Origin of the sequence: Kurthia sp. ISK08 (genome assembly GCF_046159805.1) — a bacterium.
Classification (GTDB): domain Bacteria; phylum Bacillota; class Bacilli; order Bacillales_A; family Planococcaceae; genus Kurthia; species Kurthia gibsonii.
Genome location: NZ_JBJXHL010000002.1, coordinates 108,697 through 122,929 on the forward strand (window position 1 = coordinate 108,697; position 14,233 = coordinate 122,929).

Annotated in this window: 13 protein-coding genes; 11 read left to right on the forward strand and 2 right to left on the reverse strand. The window is 36.5% G+C overall.

Going from position 1 to position 14,233, the window contains the following annotated elements:
• Positions 1-125: 125 nt before the first annotated feature.
• The 6 genes from rarD to ACKVQX_RS04170 all read left to right on the forward strand — a co-directional run bounded on the left by rarD (position 126) and on the right by ACKVQX_RS04170 (position 4,374).
• Positions 126-1,028, forward strand: a complete 903-nt coding sequence (gene rarD / locus ACKVQX_RS04145; RefSeq protein ID WP_285215278.1) for an EamA family transporter RarD — start codon at positions 126-128, stop codon at positions 1,026-1,028.
• Positions 1,029-1,081: 53 nt separating this feature from the next.
• Positions 1,082-2,098, forward strand: coding sequence for a signal peptide peptidase SppA (gene sppA / locus ACKVQX_RS04150; RefSeq protein ID WP_285215277.1), 1,017 nt, complete (start codon positions 1,082-1,084; stop codon positions 2,096-2,098).
• 11 nt (positions 2,099-2,109) lie between these two features.
• On the forward strand, positions 2,110-2,619 hold the full coding sequence (locus ACKVQX_RS04155; RefSeq protein WP_082701376.1) for an RDD family protein: 510 nt from the start codon (positions 2,110-2,112) through the stop codon (positions 2,617-2,619).
• Positions 2,620-2,700: 81 nt separating this feature from the next.
• Positions 2,701-3,201 (forward strand): thiol peroxidase, encoded by a 501-nt coding sequence (gene tpx / locus ACKVQX_RS04160; protein ID WP_068451900.1) that lies wholly within the window; start codon positions 2,701-2,703, stop codon positions 3,199-3,201.
• A gap of 65 nt (positions 3,202-3,266) precedes the next feature.
• Positions 3,267-4,205 (forward strand): class I SAM-dependent methyltransferase, encoded by a 939-nt coding sequence (locus ACKVQX_RS04165; RefSeq protein ID WP_068451902.1) that lies wholly within the window; start codon positions 3,267-3,269, stop codon positions 4,203-4,205.
• A gap of 1 nt (position 4,206) precedes the next feature.
• Positions 4,207-4,374: a hypothetical protein gene (locus ACKVQX_RS04170; RefSeq protein WP_165442694.1), complete on the forward strand. Its 168-nt coding sequence runs from the start codon at positions 4,207-4,209 to the stop codon at positions 4,372-4,374.
• 51 nt (positions 4,375-4,425) lie between these two features.
• Here the strand turns inward: ACKVQX_RS04170 and ACKVQX_RS04175 are convergent, their stop codons facing one another.
• On the reverse strand, positions 4,426-4,872 hold the full coding sequence (locus ACKVQX_RS04175) for a universal stress protein (protein WP_068451904.1): 447 nt from the start codon (positions 4,870-4,872) through the stop codon (positions 4,426-4,428).
• 333 nt (positions 4,873-5,205) lie between these two features.
• Here ACKVQX_RS04175 and ald point away from each other — a divergent pair, with 333 nt between their 5' ends.
• A complete protein-coding gene (gene ald, locus ACKVQX_RS04180; protein WP_068451906.1) occupies positions 5,206-6,327 on the forward strand; it encodes an alanine dehydrogenase in 1,122 nt (373 codons plus the stop codon).
• Between the two features lie 152 nt (positions 6,328-6,479).
• Here ald and ACKVQX_RS04185 read toward each other — a convergent pair whose 3' ends face one another.
• Positions 6,480-7,580, reverse strand: coding sequence for a Xaa-Pro peptidase family protein (locus ACKVQX_RS04185; RefSeq protein ID WP_068451911.1), 1,101 nt, complete (start codon positions 7,578-7,580; stop codon positions 6,480-6,482).
• A gap of 244 nt (positions 7,581-7,824) precedes the next feature.
• Here ACKVQX_RS04185 and ACKVQX_RS04190 point away from each other — a divergent pair, with 244 nt between their 5' ends.
• The 4 genes from ACKVQX_RS04190 to dnaE all read left to right on the forward strand — a co-directional run bounded on the left by ACKVQX_RS04190 (position 7,825) and on the right by dnaE (position 14,114).
• A complete protein-coding gene (locus tag ACKVQX_RS04190) occupies positions 7,825-8,505 on the forward strand; it encodes a metal-dependent hydrolase (protein ID WP_068451914.1) in 681 nt (226 codons plus the stop codon).
• Positions 8,506-8,636: 131 nt separating this feature from the next.
• A complete protein-coding gene (locus tag ACKVQX_RS04195) occupies positions 8,637-9,947 on the forward strand; it encodes a DRTGG domain-containing protein (RefSeq protein ID WP_068451918.1) in 1,311 nt (436 codons plus the stop codon).
• Between the two features lie 143 nt (positions 9,948-10,090).
• Positions 10,091-11,029: a bifunctional oligoribonuclease/PAP phosphatase NrnA gene (locus ACKVQX_RS04200; protein WP_068451920.1), complete on the forward strand. Its 939-nt coding sequence runs from the start codon at positions 10,091-10,093 to the stop codon at positions 11,027-11,029.
• A 16-nt stretch (positions 11,030-11,045) separates the two neighbouring features.
• Positions 11,046-14,114 (forward strand): DNA polymerase III subunit alpha, encoded by a 3,069-nt coding sequence (gene dnaE / locus ACKVQX_RS04205; protein ID WP_068451922.1) that lies wholly within the window; start codon positions 11,046-11,048, stop codon positions 14,112-14,114.
• Positions 14,115-14,233: the final 119 nt, after the last annotated feature.

Below are 14,233 nucleotides of genomic sequence, written 5' to 3' on the forward strand. Positions count from 1 at the left end.
GTAGATGCATGCAGGCTTATTCATATTTAAAACTTTCGTTAAACGAAGAAAAAATTATTTACATATGCAAACAAATATTACTATACTATAGAAACACTAGAAAGAAGAAAAGAGATGAAACGAGAATGGATTCAACAAAAAAAGGTATTTTGTCCGCAACGTTTGCGTATATTATTTGGGGACTTGTACCGATTTATTGGAAACAACTAGACATGGTGAATAGTAACGAAATTATTACGAGTCGTATTATCTGGTCATTTATTTTAACGCTCATCTTTGTCGTAGCCATTCGACAAGGAAAAGATTTATTACAAGATGTTCAAACACTGTGGCAACATCAAAAATCATTTTGGTCATTAGTTGCAGCTTCCTATTTAATATCAGCAAACTGGTACATATTTATTTGGGCAGTGAATCATAATCATATTGTAGAGACAAGTATGGGTTATTATATTAATCCATTAGTTTCTGTATTACTAGGTGTTATTTTCTTGAAAGAGCGTTTATCAAAGGCGCAAGTTTTAGCGTGCATCATTGCATTTGCCGGTGTAGCAGTTCTCATTATTTCAAATGGAAAGTTCCCATTTGTAGCACTTGGACTTGCTTTTTCATTTGGTATTTATGGGTTATTAAAGAAACAAATCAAACTAGATGCCACACGCGGTTTAGTAATTGAAACACTATTTATTCTGCCACTTGCAGTAGGCTATTATATTTATTTAATTGCTAAAGGTGAATCGGCAATGTTCCACTTAGACTGGGTAACAACATTACTATTAATTGGTACAGGTGTCATCACAGCAATTCCATTAATCTTATTTGCAGTAGGTGCACAAAATATTCCACTTTACTTAGTTGGATTCTTCCAATATATTGCGCCAACTATGACATTGTTAATTGGTACATTTATTTACCATGAAAAATTTGGACTTCATGATTTCATTGCATTTGGCTGTATCTGGCTTGCCATTATTGTTTTCTCATATGCTACAATTGTAGAGGCGAAAAAATCAAAAAATTTAGCCTGAAAATGAAACATTTGGAAAAATAATGCGTATAAACAGTCAGAGGAGATGAGTTTATGAATGCAAAAAGATGGATTGCACTTGGAATAGCAGCCTTTTTACTGGTTGGTTCTACGGTAATTAGTGGCTTGATTAATTTTAGTAAAGTAAAATTTTCTGATGCTATGGTGCAAGTAATGGGTGAAGAATCTTCACTTGAACGTACAACAGTACAAGAAGGAAAAGAAACATCACAAATTGCAGTTTTAAAAGTAGATGGAGCAATTCAAGATACAGGTGAAGCTTCGGCGTTTACAGGGTCAAAGGGATATAATCATAAACAGTTTTTAAAACAGTTAGATGATGTGAAAAAAGATACAACTGTAAAAGGTGTTGTATTATATGTGAATTCACCAGGTGGTGGCGTTGTCGAGTCAAAACAAATCTATGAAAAAATCAAAGATATTCAAAAGACGCGTAATATTCCAATCTATACATCAATGGGATCAATGGCCGCTTCAGGTGGTTACTATATCTCAGCGCCAACAGATAAAATCTTTATCGATGAAGAGACGTTAACAGGTTCAATCGGCGTTATCATGCAATCAATTAACTACAGTAAATTAGCTGATAAATACGGCGTGAAATTCGAAACGATTAAAACAGGTCCGTATAAAGATATTATGAGTGGCTCTCGTGAGATGACAGAAGGCGACCGTAAAATCTTACAATCAATGGTTGATGACTCATACCAACGTTTCTTAAAAGTTGTAGCAGATGGTCGTAACATGCCGATGGAAAAAGTTAAAAAAGTGGCAGATGGTCGCGTATATAATGGTTCACAAGCTGTAAAAGTAGGATTAGCAGATGAATTCGGTTATACAGAAGATGCGATTGCTGCAATGAAGAAAGAAAAAGGTTTAACAGGTTCAAAAGTATATGAATACAGTACAACCGATTCCATCACAAGCTTATTTGCAACAAAAGTGCAGTCGTTATTAGGTGGTGGCTCAGTTGATGCACAAATGGTTCAACACATTTTATCAAATGCACAAAATGGCCCACGTCTCATGTATATGTATGGTGAAGAATAGGAGGTTTTCGCATGACACAATTTGCAACGCAAATCGAAATGCAAGAATCCGCTATTTTTGAACATAAATCAGCGGGATTTTGGGTTCGCTTTTTCGCTTTTTTAATTGATGTATTATTAGTAAACACTGTCCTAGTCGGTCTGCTGTTACAAAACATTATTCCCAAGTCGATTTGGGAAAATGAATTGATTTTATATATCTCGATTTCAGCTGTTTTATCAGGCGTGATGTTTTACATTTACTTCATCTTGATGACAAAATTTTTAAGTCAGACATTAGGTAAGATGATTTTTGGTTTAAAAGTCGTACGAGATGATGGTGAACCTCTTTCATGGTCTACTGTGCTATTTCGTGAAGGTGTAGGGCGCTTTATTTCGATGACAGTGAAAATTTTATATTTAATCATTCCATTCACACCAAAGCATAAAGCTGTCCATGATTTCATTGCAGATACACATGTTATCCATGAAAGAGCATATAGTAAAAAAGAACAAGTAGTATCGCAAACAGTCGAAGTATAAAGAATTAAGGCTTCATAGTTGCGTAGTAAAGTGTAATTTTAGTAGAATTGGAAGTAGAAATTTTGAGGAGGCGTTTTGAGAATGGCAAATGTAACATTTATTAATAATCCAGTAACACTAGTAGGCGAAGAAGTAACTGTAGGTTCAAAAGCACCTGATTTTAAAGTTGTAGATAACGGTTTAGGTGAAAAAACATGGAAAGATTTCGCTGGTAAAAAAGTGTTAATTTCAGTTGTACCTTCTTTAGACACAGGCGTTTGTGATGCACAAACACGTCGTTTCAATGAAGAAGCGGCATCATTTGGTGATGATGTTGTGGTACTGACGATTTCAATGGACTTACCATTCGCACAAAAACGTTGGTGTGGCGCAAACGGTATTGAAAATGTTATTACATTATCAGATCACCGCGATGCATCATTTGGTGAAGCTTATGGCGTATTAATGAAAGAACTTCGCTTATTAGCTCGTTCAATCTTCGTAATTAATGAAGCTGGTGAAGTCACTTACACAGAATATGTTCCAGAAGGCACAAACCACCCAGATTACGATCGTGCTTTAGAAGCTTTAAAAGCACTTTAATTAAAAACATGAACGTTAGGGCCTGTCCTGTAAAGGATAGTCCCTTTCGTGTTTAGGAGTATCAAATGGAAAAAATAGAAAATATTTTCACTTATTTAGATGAGCAATCTAAAAAAGTAAGCAAAGAATTTGATGTTACGTATTTAGACGGTCTTCTATCTACTTTAACGCAATTAGTGGAAGAACCTGAATCATCTATTCTAAAAGAAGTATCAAAAGAGCAAGTGAGAAAGGCAATTCAACTCGCTTTATTAAAAGGCATGCGTAAAAATGTACAGCCAAATCATCAAATGACACCCGATTCTCTTGGTTTTTTAGTAGGTTATTTTGTCGAGCAGTTCTTTGAAAAGCAATTAAAAGAGCAAGAGAAAGTTACATTACTTGATCCAACCATTGGAACAGGGAACCTAATGATGACTGTGATGAATCATTTAGACGGTAAAATTGAAGGAATTGGTGTAGAGATTGATGAACTATTAATTCAACTCGCTGCAGTTTCAGCTGATTTACAAGAGCAACCGGTTGCTTTATATCGTCAAGATGCGTTACAACACCTTTTAATCGATCCTGTTGATGGAGTAATTTGCGATCTACCTGTTGGATATTATCCAGATACAGAATATGCAGAGAACTTTGAAATTCATAAGGAAGATGGTATGACGTATGCACACCATTTATTAATTGAGCAATCAATGAACCATACGAAAGATGGTGGCTACTTATTCTTCTTAGTACCGAATAACTTATTTGAATCAGAACAAGCACCTTTACTTTATAGTTATGTGCAAAAACATGCGTGGATTCAAGCGGTTGTCCAGTTACCTGAAAATCTTTTTAAACAAAAAGAAATGGGAAAAAGCTTATTCATTTTACAGAAGAAAAAAGAAGGCGAACAAGCAGTTAAAGATGTGCTACTCGCGAAAGTTCCAAGACTAGACAATATTCAAGCACTCGAAACTTTCTTCGCACGCGTACAAAATTGGAAGAAAGAAGAGAAGAAATAAATTGAATCCACAATATAAACAATATGAAAACACAGAATTATGGGCAACCATTTGGCAATCACTCGATGAATTAGTTGAGAATGGTGACTTAGAAGAAAAAACACCAAGAGGTCATATTGTTGGTTACCTGTGTGAAAAGCTCACTAAAGAGCAAGAACAAGAAAAGTAATAGAAAAAGAGAAATCGCATTGAATCGCGATTTCTCTTTTTTTATTGGTGATTATTCAGCTGCTGGTGTACGTACAACTAATACGTCACATTTTGCAGAGCGTACGATGCTTTCAGATACACTACCGATTAGGAAGCGCTCTACAGCATTTAGACCAGTCGCACCACATACGATTAAATCAGCTACTGTTTTTTCAGCAACGTCTTTTGTAATCATTGTTTTTGGTGAACCGTATTCGATTAATGTTTTCACTTCTTTTACGCCATGTTGTTCAGCAATTGTTTTATATTCGTTTAACTTTTCTTCAGCAAAGCTTTGAGCGCGTTCAGCGATTGAGCGATCATACGCTTCGATTGCTGCGAAAGAACGTGTATCGATGATGTTTACTAAGTGTAAAACCGCATCGTTACGTTGTGCTACCTCTACTGCTTTGTTGAATGCGTATTCTGCTTCTGCAGAACCATCTACTGCTACAATAATGTTGTTATAAGTTGCCATAATAAAATTCCTCCTCTTTGCTTTTATAAGCATATTATAACATTCTATATCAATTCACAAATCCCTCTTTTTTAAATGGAATTGGAACAAATTGTGAATTTTTCATCAAAAAATTAATTAGAAAAATCAAAAAATTTAATATAATTAAATAGCGTATTTTGTTATTTTTACATAAAAAAAGAGTTTATAATCCTTTTGTAAACGCAATTATTTGGAAAAAAGAAAAAAACTTGAAAATTATTTTGCAAAAAGTCGTAAAAATCTGTTAAGATAGATTTGTTTGAAGAGATAAGTTTAACTTCATATATACTTTTATCTTTAGGAGGATGGGTCATGAAAATTGGTATTCCAAAGGAAATCAAAAACAATGAAAATCGTGTAGCAATTACACCAGCAGGCGTTGTGAACTTTAAGGTATCAGGTCACGATGTTGTCGTAGAAAAGGGCGCTGGTATTGGTTCAGGATTTACAGATGAAGAATATATTGAAGCAGGGGCAGTAATGGTAGACCAAGCAGGTGCTTGGAATGTTGATATGGTCATGAAAGTTAAAGAACCAATCGAATCAGAATACAGCTTCTTTACAGAAGGCTTAATCTTATTCACTTATTTACACTTAGCACCAGAACCAGCTTTAACAAAAGCATTAATCGATAAAAAAGTGACAGCGATTGCTTATGAAACAGTACAATTACCAAACCGTTCACTACCATTATTAACACCAATGAGTGAAGTTGCAGGTCGTATGGCAACACAAATCGGTGCACAGTATTTAGAAAAACAAGAAGGCGGTAAAGGTATTTTACTAGGCGGCGTACCAGGGGTGTCACGCGGTAAAGTAACAGTAATCGGCGGTGGTATGGCTGGCGCAAATGCTGCGAAAATCGCTGTAGGTATGGGTGCTGATGTAACAATTATCGACTTAAGCCCAGAACGTTTACGTGAATTAGATGATCAATTCGGTACAGATGTTCATACACTTATTTCAAACCCATATAACATTGCAGAGTCTGTAAAACAATCTGATTTAGTAATCGGTGCTGTATTAATTCCAGGTGCTAAAGCGCCGAAATTAGTAACAGAAGAGATGATTAAATCGATGTCACCAGGTTCAGTTGTTGTTGATATCGCAATCGACCAAGGTGGTATTTTCGAAACATCAGATCGTATTACAACACATGATGAGCCAACTTATGTGAAGCATGGTGTGGTTCACTATGCAGTAGCAAATATGCCAGGTGCAGTACCACGTACAGCAACAATGGCTTTAACAAATAACACAGTACCTTACGCAGTACAAATTGCGAATAAAGGTTATGTAAAAGCATGCTTAGATAATGAAGCATTACGTAAAGGTTTAAACGTATTAGATGGTCATGTAACGTTCGATGCAGTTGCAGAAGCGCTTGGTTACGAATACGTTCCAGCTGACGCGTTATTACAAGCAAAAGCATAATCAAAAATGATTCATACAAAGGGAATCAGGGGTCAGTTTGTTTGTGAGTAGATAACGTATAAATAGAGATTGATATAAGTCAATCCATTGTATAAAAAAAGAGAAATTCCAAAGCCGATTGGCAGCGGAATTTCTCTTTTGTTTTTTAACACTTATTTTGGTTCAACAATGTGTAACTCTTTAGGGAATGACGTTAGAATTTCAACACCATCTTTTGTCACAACAACATCATCTTCGATACGTACGCCAGCTGTGTCACCTTTATAAACACCTGGTTCAATCGTGAAAACCATACCTTCCACTAAAGGCAATTCATTTGAACCGTGGATAGAAGGAATTTCGTGTAAACCAATTCCAAGACCATGTCCTAGACGGTGTGTGAAATATTCACCAAAACCAGCATCTTCAATTTTTTGACGCGCTGCACGGTCTAAGTCCATTGTACGAACACCTGGTTTAACTAAATCAATTGCGGCTTTATTCGCGCTTAGTACAGCATCATATACTGCTTTTTGCTCTACATTTGGTTCACCGAATGCAACTGTACGTGTGATATCAGAACAGTAACCTTCATAAACAACACCTAAATCAAACAGTACTAGGTCACCTTTTTTAATTTTTGTGTTACCTGGCGTGCCATGTGGAGAAGCAGCATTTAATCCTGTTAATACCATTGTATCGAATGACATATAGTAACCTTTTTGAAGGATTGCAGCTTCGATTGCCGATAGTACTTCAAGTTCTGTTTTACCTTCAGCTAATTCATCGCAACCTACTTGAATCGCATAGTCAGCAAGTTTTGCTGCTTCACGAATTTTTTCCACTTCATCAGCAGATTTAACAATACGTAAATCTGTTAATACTTGATCAATTCCAACAACTGAACTGTTCGGATAGAAGCGTTGTAAAGTATCTAAACGTTCTACTGTTAAATGTGATTTTTCAATTGCTAATGTTTGAATGGCACTAACAGATTGAGCTGCTTTATTTGCAAGTACTTCAAAAGCATCTTCCTGATCGTCGTGACCTACTACATCGTATGTCCAGCCAGCTGCCTTCGCATCAGGAACCTCCATTTTTGGACAAATCATAAATGGTGCAGCATCTTTAAAAATAAGAATGCCTAGTAAGCGCTCATGTGGATCACTTAAAAATCCTGATAGATAAAAAACATTTTCAGGAGTTGTGATGAATGCAGCATCAATGTTTGCTGCTTGTAAATGATGTTGAATTTTTTCGATTTTAGATGACATAATGTCGTCTCCTCTCAAATCTCTATAATTGAATTTCGTCTGACTTGGGTATAGAACAAACGTAAGAAAAAATGTGTGTACTAGTTATCTTAGGTTTCCATTTTGTAACAGAATATGTTACAAATGAAATACGTACATTTCACATGAAGTCACGTCAATCTAAAACAAGTGTAACGCTTTACCAGTGTATCAAAAAAACAGCATTTGTGTGTAATGTAATCCATATTTTAAGGAGGATTTTTCAATGCAAATATCATTTCATGGACATTCAGTTGTAAAAATCAAAACGAATGACAAGGTCATTTTAATCGACCCATTCATTAATGGAAATAGCCAAACCGATTTAAAAGTAGAGTCAGAATCACCAGATGTAATCTTACTAACACATGGTCACAATGATCATGTTGGTGATACAGTTGAGTTGGCGAAAAAACATGATGCCCTTGTGGTCGCTCCAAACGAATTAGCAGATTATCTATCTTGGCAAGGTGTACGCGTTCATAATATGCATATTGGTGGCGCTTATACATTTGATTTTGGAACAGTCAAATATACACAAGCATTTCACGGGTCTTCTTATGTAACAGAAGACAAACAAATTATTTATACGGGCATGCCAGGTGGTATTTTATTTACAGCAGAGGATAAAACAATCTATCACGCAGGTGATACAGCGCTGTTTAGTGATATGAAATTAATTGGTGAACGACATCCGATTGATGTTGCGTTTGTACCGATTGGTGACAACTTTACGATGGGACCAGAAGATGCTGCGACGGCAGTAGCGTTTTTAAAACCAAAATTAGCTGTACCGATTCACTACAATACATTCCCCGTAATTGAGCAAGATCCAACCCATTTTGCAAAATTAGTTGAGGGAACAGAAGTATTAATTATGTCCGCAGGGGATGTAATCGAACGCTAGTTTTATGAGAAATCCACTGAAAACGCTAAATTTGTAGCAAATTTACTGTACTTTTGTTTTAAAAAGCAGCACGACAAAACAGGAAATATGGTACACTAGGGGTAGAATGAAGTTGGAAAATAGGTGATTCTTTGGCTACTAAACATGAAAAGATAATTCAATACATCGAGACTTTACCTGTAGGTGATAAAATCTCTGTACGTCAAATTGCAAAAGATATGGCAGTAAGTGAAGGAACAGCTTATCGCGCGATTAAAGAAGCAGAGACACGTCGCTTAGTTAGTACGATTGAGCGTGTAGGGACGATTCGTATTGAGAAGAAGAAAAAAGAGAATATTGAACGTTTAACTTTTGCTGAAATTGTTAACATTGTAGATGGACAAGTATTAGGTGGTAAAAGTGGATTGCATAAAACATTAACGAAATTTGTTATTGGTGCAATGAAGTTAGATGACATGATGCGTTATACGGATGCAGGCAGTTTATTAATTGTTGGTAACCGTTCGAATACGCATTTGAATGCTTTAAAAGCAGGAGCTGCTGTATTAATTACAGGTGGTTTTGATGCGGATGAAGAAGCGCGTCGCTTAGCGGATGAACTTGATTTACCTATTATTTCTTCAAGTTACGATACCTTTACAGTTGCAACGATGATTAACCGTGCTATTTATGATCAGTTAATCAAAAAAGAGATTCTATTAATTGAAGATATTGTTGTACCAATTGAAGACACTTCATATTTAAAATCAACTGACACAGTACGTGACTTTAATGAATTAAATTCTCGTACAACGCATGGTGGCTATCCAGTTGTTGATAAACAGAAGAAAACAGTTGGTATTGTGACATCAAAAGACGTAATTGGTAAGCAAGAATCAGACTCGATTGATCGTTTGATGACACGTAATCCAATTACAGTTACAATGAAGACGAGTGTAGCAACAGCTGGACACCGTATGATTTGGGAAGGAATCGATTTATTACCTGTTACGGACGAACATGGCGTGTTACAAGGCGTTGTAAGTCGTCAGGATGTATTAAAGGCGATGCAAATGGCTCAGCGTCAACCACAGCATGGCGAAACGATTGATGACCTTGTGAAAAATGAGATGAAGCTTGAAAAAGACGAAGACGATTCAACGGTTGAATTTACGGTAACACCGCAAATGACGAATCAGTTTGGTGCGATTTCATATGGAGCTTTCACAACATTACTAGTAGAAGCAGGGGCAGCCGCTTTGAAAAAAACAAAGCGAGGCGACAGTGTGGTTGAAAATATGACCATCTATTTCATGAAGCCTGTGCAAATGGAAAAAACCATTCAAGTGTTACCGAAAATTTTAGACATGAGTCGTAAATTTGCGAAAATTGATTTTGAAGTTTATAGCGATGAAATATTAGTATGTAAGGCACTTGTGACATTCCAAGTATTAGAACGATAAAGAGTATTGGGCGATTTTGTTGCCCAATACTTTTTTTATTTACGATTTCAGATAAAATAACTCAGAAATAAATACACCTCATGTAAAAACTGTTAAAATAGAAAGTAGTATTTTCGTTAATTTATTTTAAGGGAGCGATTTAGATGAAACAACAAATTATTGAATGTATTGAAAAGTATCAAACGATTATCATTCATCGTCATGTACGTCCAGATGAAGATGCCTATGGTTCGCAAATGGGACTAGCTGCACTCATTCAATCAAATTATCCCGAAAAAACAGTGTACACACCTGGTACACATGATCCGGCACTTACATATTTAGGTGAACCCGTACATGTGGAAGATGAAGCATATAATGGTGCTCTAGTGATTGTCACAGATACAGCGAATCAAGAACGTATTGATGATCAACGTTATACAATGGGTGAGACATTAATTAAAATAGACCATCATCCAAATGACGATGCTTATGGTGACATTACATGGGTAGACACATCTGCGAGTTCTTGCTCAGAATTGATTTATGAGCTATATGAATATGGGGAAGAACATCGTGCTTGGGGGCTTCCTGCACAGGCAGCACGTTATTTATTTGCTGGAATTGTAGGCGATACAGGACGTTTTAAATTCCCAAGTGCAACAGAAAAAACATTTAAAACAGCAAGTAAATTAGTGAAGCATGACTTTGATCGCTCTACGCTATTTGATGGTATGTATGAATTGAGTAAAGAATTGCTACAATTACAAGGCTACATTTATCAAAATTTCCATATGAACGAAAATGGTGCAGCTTATATTAAGTTGCCAAAAGAATTACTAGAAGAATATGGAGTCACAGCGCTCGAAACAAGTGCGCTTGTCAGTTCTTTAGGAAATGTAAAAGGAATTCGTGCATGGGCTATTTTTGTTGAAGAGCCAGATCAAATTCGTGTTCGTTTACGCTCGAAAGGTTTAGTTATTAATACGATTGCTAAACAATTTAGAGGCGGCGGTCACCCATTTGCTTCGGGGGCTACAATTTATGATTGGTCAGAAGCAGATGATTTAATCGCACAATTAGATGAGGTTTGTGCGCAATAGAAAGGAGAAGAAATGAATGGATGCTCATTTTCCGCAAATCGTAACGTCTGCAAGTATGCTGGATAGTATTGTGAAAATCGAAGAATTATCAGCTGCTTTACAATCGTATGAGCATGCAACAGTTGCCATTACAGACCGTAAGTTGTATGGTTTACTTCATTTCAATCAAGTTATGAAAAAAGCACACATACAACCAGTCTTAGGACTGACAGTAGATCTTGTGTGCCAAGAAAATCTCACGATACCACTTGTTTTATATGCAGCGAATCAACAAGGTTACCAACATCTAATCAAAATTTCTTCTGCGATTTCATTAAGAGAGCAAGAAGATTTACCGTTAAAATGGTTACTTGGTTATCAAAAGGGGCTAATTGTCATGTTACCTGTTGCAATGACACATCATTGTGATGAAGTCATACAAATGGTTCAACAGTTACATGAACAATTAGAATATTTCTATTTAGGGATTGAGCGAGCGAATGGAATCATCCACGAACAAGAATCACTGTGGCGTGATGTTGCACAATCTGAAAAACTAAAAGTGATGGCAACCCAGCGCGTCCATTTTTTAAACGAAGAAGACGTGGAGGCCTATACAGTAGCGAAAGCGATTCAGCAAGGTGTGCGTGTAGAGGACCGTGAACCGCTTAATCCTATAGAACGTGCACATTATTTACCGACAATGTTGCAATTAAAAGAGTGGTTTCAAGATGTACCAGAATGGTTAGATACAACAACGGAAGTATTAAATCAGTGTAAAGTTGAGTTAACGTATGAACAGCATTATATGCCGAAGTTTCAACCATTAGAAGAAGGAAAGACAGCCGAAGTTTTACTTGCGGAGCAATGTAAAAAAGGTTTACAAGAGCGTGGTTTTACAGGACAACAAATATATGAAGAGCGTTTGCAATATGAACTACGTGTCATCAATGATATGGGTTATGCAGATTACTTCTTAATCGTAGCAGACTATATCGCTTTTGCGCGTTCAAAACGTATTTTAACAGGACCAGGTCGTGGTTCGTCTGCGAGTTCACTCGTTGCGTATTGTTTACGTATTACGAATGTTGACCCGATACAGTATGATTTATTATTTGAGCGTTTTTTGAATCCAGCGCGTATTACATTACCTGATATTGACGTCGATTTTGCAGACGCTAAAAGACAAGAAGTGATTGAGTATGTAGCGAAAAAGTACGGAGCCTCGCATACAGCACAAATTATTACATTTGGTACATTATCAGCGAAAGCAGTAGCACGCGACGTCGCACGTGTTCTAGGCTTTACAATGGAGGAGATGGCTCAAATTTCTGCGCTCATACCTTCAAAGCCAGGAACAATGTTACGAGATGCTGAGCCAGCATTTGAACAGTGGATTGGTACAGATGAGCATAAGGTGAAGTGGCTACAAATTGCGAAACGTTTAGAAGGTTTACCACGTAACGCTTCGACTCATGCTGCTGGTGTGATTTTATCACCGATTGCTTTACCTGAAATCGTTCCAATTGAAAAAGGTAGCGATGACATCTATATGACGCAATGGCCGATGAAAGAAGTTGAAGCGGTTGGATTATTGAAAATGGACTTTTTAGGTTTGCGTAATTTATCCATACTCGACCATATTCGATATCTTATTTATGCAGGTGAACGACGTGTACTAGATTTTGAAAAAATTCCTTTAGATGATGTGAGAACGTATCAATTACTACAACAAGGTGATACAACAGGGGTATTCCAATTGGAGTCGGCTGGTATGCGACAAGCTTTAAAAGAAGTATATCCAACTAGCTTTTTAGATTTAGTAGCAGTAAATGCGTTGTATCGTCCAGGTCCGATGGATTTTATTCCTGTTTATAGTAGAAGGAAGCATGGACAAGAACAGGCCGTTTTACCTCACCCGATACTTGCGCCCATTCTTAATGAAACGTACGGTGTTATCGTCTATCAAGAACAGATTATGCGAATCGCTTCTGTTTTTGCAGGTTTTACATTAGGTGAAGCAGATGTATTAAGACGAGCAGTTAGTAAAAAAGAAAAAAATATATTAGATCAAGAACGTCAACATTTTGTACAAGGTGCTCTACAGAATGGGTACGCTAAAAATGTAGCAAATGAGGTATATGATTTAATTGTTCGCTTTGCGAATTATGGTTTTCCGAAAAGTCATGCTGTTGCGTATAGTTTAATTACGTATCAAATGGCTTATTTAAAGGCCAATTTTGCACCGTATTTCTATGCGGCGCTCTTAACAAGTGTTATGGGAGATCGAGAAAAGCAGTTGAAAATCTTGCAAGAAGTACGTGCAAAAGATATTCCATTACTACGCCCCTCGATTCAAAAAAGCGGAAAGAGTTACCGTGTTGAAAACGGTAGTATCCGATTAGCATTAGGAGCAATTCGTGGCGTACCCCAAACTTTTTTGAAAAAATTACAGCAAATGCAGCAAGAGAAAAAAGAGTGGAAAAGTATTTTTGATATGGCATTAAGTATATCAGCACAACATTTTAAAGAAAAAACAATCGAAGCTTTAATCAAAGCAGGCGCTTTAGATGATTTTGAACAAGACCGACAAACACTTCTAGCTACTGTTAGTCGTGCTGAAAATCTTGCTAAATTGTATGCGCCTGATGAAGAAACGACTGTGTTGTATGACACGCGAATTTACGGTGTACCGAAACATGCCGAAGCAGAACCTATGCTTGAAAAAGAAAAACTACAAGGTGAAAAAGAAGTTCTTGGTTTCTATATTTCCAAGCACCCTGTTGAGCAGTTGAAAGCGAAAATGGGGCAACCAGTAGTTCCAATACATCGAGTTTCTTCTATTAAAATAGGTGCAACGATTCAAGTCATAGCAGCGGTTCAAAACATAAAAGTAATTCGTACAAAAAATGGCGAGCAAATGGCGTTCTTAACAATCGAAGATGAAACAGGGGCACTATCCGTTACAATTTTCCCGAAGGTGTTTGAACAAATCAAGTCCTTATTAGAGGAAGATTCTATTTTATATATTGAAGGAAAAGTAGAATCGCGTCAGCAACAAGTACAATTAATTGCTCAAAAAATACAAGATATGAAGTCATTATAAGAAGTAAGTGGCTGTGTTTTATAACAAAGCACACCTACTTACTTTTTGTGTTTTATAATGAAAACGTTAAAAATCAATTCAAAAAATGAATGAGTAAAAAGTCTAGAATTACATGATTT